The organism is Cellulomonas olei, from assembly GCF_039548315.1.
In the GTDB taxonomy this organism is placed as follows: Bacteria; Actinomycetota; Actinomycetes; order Actinomycetales; family Cellulomonadaceae; genus Cellulomonas.
Genome location: NZ_JBCLVN010000101.1, coordinates 1 through 3,018 on the forward strand (window position 1 = coordinate 1; position 3,018 = coordinate 3,018).

Genomic DNA, 3,018 nt, shown 5'->3' on the forward strand with positions numbered 1-3,018 from the left:
TCCCCCACTCACCCTTGCGGGCTCCTGGCCGGAGGCAACCGTTCAAACTTATCCGATCCGTTCCCGCCGGTCAAGTCCGTCCGGACCCGCCCGATCTCGTGGATCGATCCTCGGCGCGACGACTGCCGGGCACATGTGTCCCGTCGAGTCCGAACCAAGGGGGTGGCCACCCGGGGGACCAGCCACCGGGTTGATCCTCGGTGTCCGTTCCTCCCTGCCGGGCGACGTCGTAGAACATTACGCAGTCACGCCGCAGAGCGTCAACTCGGCCGGGCGTGACCCGGGTCACCCCGATGATCATGCGGATCTCGCCGCTGACCAGCCCCGACGGCGGCCCGCGGCCCGTCGTCCACGGGTCGCGGGGCGCCGTGCCGCACAGCCGCGAGCTGTGGCGCCGGCGGCCGTCAGTACAGGGCGCTCGCGAGTGCGCGCCGCGCGGCGGCCACCCGCGGGTCCTCGCTCCCGACGACCTCGAAGAGCTCGACCAGCCGCGCGCGGACGCGCTCCCGCTCGGGGCCCGACGTCGCGCGCACCGTGTCCACCAGGCGCGCGAACGCGTCCTCGACCTGCCCCCCGAGCACGTCGACGTCGGCCACGGCGAGCTGCGCGTCCACGTCACCGGGCGCGTCGGCCGCCGCCGAGCGCACCGCGGCCAGGTCGACGTCCCGGGTCCGGGAGAGCAGCCCGACCTGTGCGAGGCCTGCGCGCGCCATCTCGTCCCGGGGGTTCTCCCGCAGCGCCTGCTCGTAGGCAGCGGCGGCGGCAGGCAGGTCGTCGCGCTCGATGGCGTCGTACGCGGCCTGGTGCAGCGGCGGCAGCGGCGGCTCCTCCGGCTCGGCGGGCACCTCGGGCACGTCCCCCTGCGGCGCGACCGTCCCGGTCACGCCGTTCGCCGCGGCCGCCTCGAGCACCTGGTCCAGGACCCCGCGGACCTGGTCGAGCTGCGGCACGCCCTGGAACAGCGGCAGGGGCTGGCCCGCGAGGACCGCCACCACCGACGGCACGGACTGCGCCTGGAAGGCCGCCGCCACCTGGGGGTTCGCCTCCGAGTCGATGCGGGCCAGCAGCAGCCGGCCCGCGTACTCGTCCGCCAGTGTGCCGAGATCGCGCGCCAGGTTGATGCTCGCCTCGCTCCACGAGGCCCACAGCAGCACCACCACCGGGTGCTGCGTGGAGGACTGCACCAGGGCCGGGAAGCCCTCCGTGTCCACGTCCGTCACGTACGGCCCCGGTGCCGGCAGCCCGCCGGGCGTACCGGGAGCCGGGGTCGCGGGACGTCCGAGACCGGACAGGTCGACCGCGCCCCGCACGTCGAGGCGCGGCTGGTGGGCCGGGTTCTGGCTCATGCTGCTGTGCTCCTGCTCTCGCGTGTGCTCACGATGTCGAGGGCGGACGTCACTCGCCGGTGACGGCCGTCCGGGCGTGCTCTGCCGCCAGCACCTGGACCTGCTCGTCCCCGCCCGAGGGCGGCACGTACAGGGCGACGACGTCGGTCCAGGTGCGGACGAGGTTGCTGGACACGCTGTCGCGCCCGGCCAGGGCCACGTCGAACGGGTCGCTCAGCGTGATGCTCCCCTGGCTCAGGGTGATCGTGGTGACGGTGCTCAGCTCCCCGACGACGATCGCACCCCCGTCGGCCGTCCGCAGCGCGGTCACCTCGCCGTCGACCGGCGCGACGGTCTCCGCCACCGTCGCGACCTCCTGGAGGCTGGACGCCGTCTGGTCGCGCGCCGCCGTCAGGGCCGACCGGAAGAAGTCCTCCGGGAACGTCCCGGCGTGCTCCGAGGCGTCACCGTTCGTCAGGACGTCCGCGTACTGCGCGACGGCCTCGGTCGGCGTCAGCAGCAGCGAGTCGTCGTCCGGGGCGACCGGCTCGCTGCCGATCTGCGGCTCCGCGGTCGCCGGCATCTGCACGGACGGGCCGAGGCGGGCCCAGCCCCACAGCCGGTAGGGCTGGCGCGGGCTCCTCTGCTCGAGGACGAGCAGCAGCGGCGCCTGGAGGTCGTCGGGCTGCTCGGTGACCACCATCTGCGTGCGCGGCCAGGCGGCGGTGTCCGGGACGATCGTCGTCTGCGCGGTCAACGGGATGGTCACCGGGGGGCGCTCCCCGTTCGTGGCCGCCGCCCGCGCGTACTCCGAGGTGCGGATCGCGAGCGCCGGGCCGGAGAGGCGTGCCTTGAGCCCCGAGGGGTCGAGGGCCTCGTCCCCCGCGGCGAGCACGGTGCCGACGGCGGACAGCACGTCGTCGGACTGCGCGACGGTGAGGACCGGCGGCGGCACGGCCGGGACGGCGTCCGGCGCCGGCTCGGGCAGCGGGGCGGCGCAGGCGCCGAGGGCCAGGGCGGCCGCGACCGCGAGCGCTGCGGCGACCGGACGGCGGCGCGGGCGGGCGCGCAGGCCCCGGGGGGCGGTCGGGCCGCGTCCCGTGGTGCGTGCGGTCATCGTCCCTCCTCGGTCGGCTGGTCGTCGTCGCGGTCGGCGGTGCGGTCCTCCACGGGGGCGTCGCCCTCCGACGGGAACCCCCACATGCGGCGCCACGCGTCGGCGCGCTGCGCGGGGGACGCCGCCTCGTCCGGCGGCGGCACCGGCGTGGCGGCTCCGACGGGCGTGCCCCGCGGGGCCGTGCCCGCCGTCCCGGTGGACGGCTCCTCGAGCGGGGACCACGACGGGGTCGTCCCGGTCCCGGCGACGTCCGCCGCGGCGGTGTCCGCCGACGACGCGTCGGTGCGGGAGCGGCGCCACGGCAGCCGGGAGCCCAGGCCGCGACGCTCGCGGGCGGGGGCGCGCTGCTCCTCGCCGGCCGGGGCGGCTCCAGGCGGGGGTGCGGCGTCCGGACCGGCTTCCGAACCCGTCGGGGTCCGGAGGGCGGGAGCGGGGGCCGACGGCTGTGCGGGAGACGCCGCGGGAGCGGGCGCCGCCGGACGGCTGCCGGGCGCACCCGCGCCCGGGCCGCGCGGGTCCCGGGCCCCTGCGGGCACGGACCCGGGCCCCGCGTCGGACGTCGGTGTGCCGGCGGGC

At 77.2% G+C, this 3,018-nt stretch carries 2 protein-coding genes and 1 pseudogene; all 3 read right to left on the reverse strand.

The genetic code is table 11. The features are described from left to right. Positions 1 to 404: 404 nt before the first annotated feature. Positions 405 to 1,346 (reverse strand): tetratricopeptide repeat protein, encoded by a 942-nt coding sequence (locus AAHH18_RS18185; RefSeq protein ID WP_343302590.1) that lies wholly within the window; start codon positions 1,344 to 1,346, stop codon positions 405 to 407. Positions 1,347 to 1,395: 49 nt separating this feature from the next. Beyond that, positions 1,396 to 2,442: a hypothetical protein gene (locus AAHH18_RS18190; protein WP_343302591.1), complete on the reverse strand. Its 1,047-nt coding sequence runs from the start codon at positions 2,440 to 2,442 to the stop codon at positions 1,396 to 1,398. Further along, positions 2,439 to 3,018: pseudogene (locus tag AAHH18_RS18195) on the reverse strand (hypothetical protein); the annotation flags it as partial. The gene AAHH18_RS18190 and the pseudogene AAHH18_RS18195, both read right to left, overlap by 4 nt.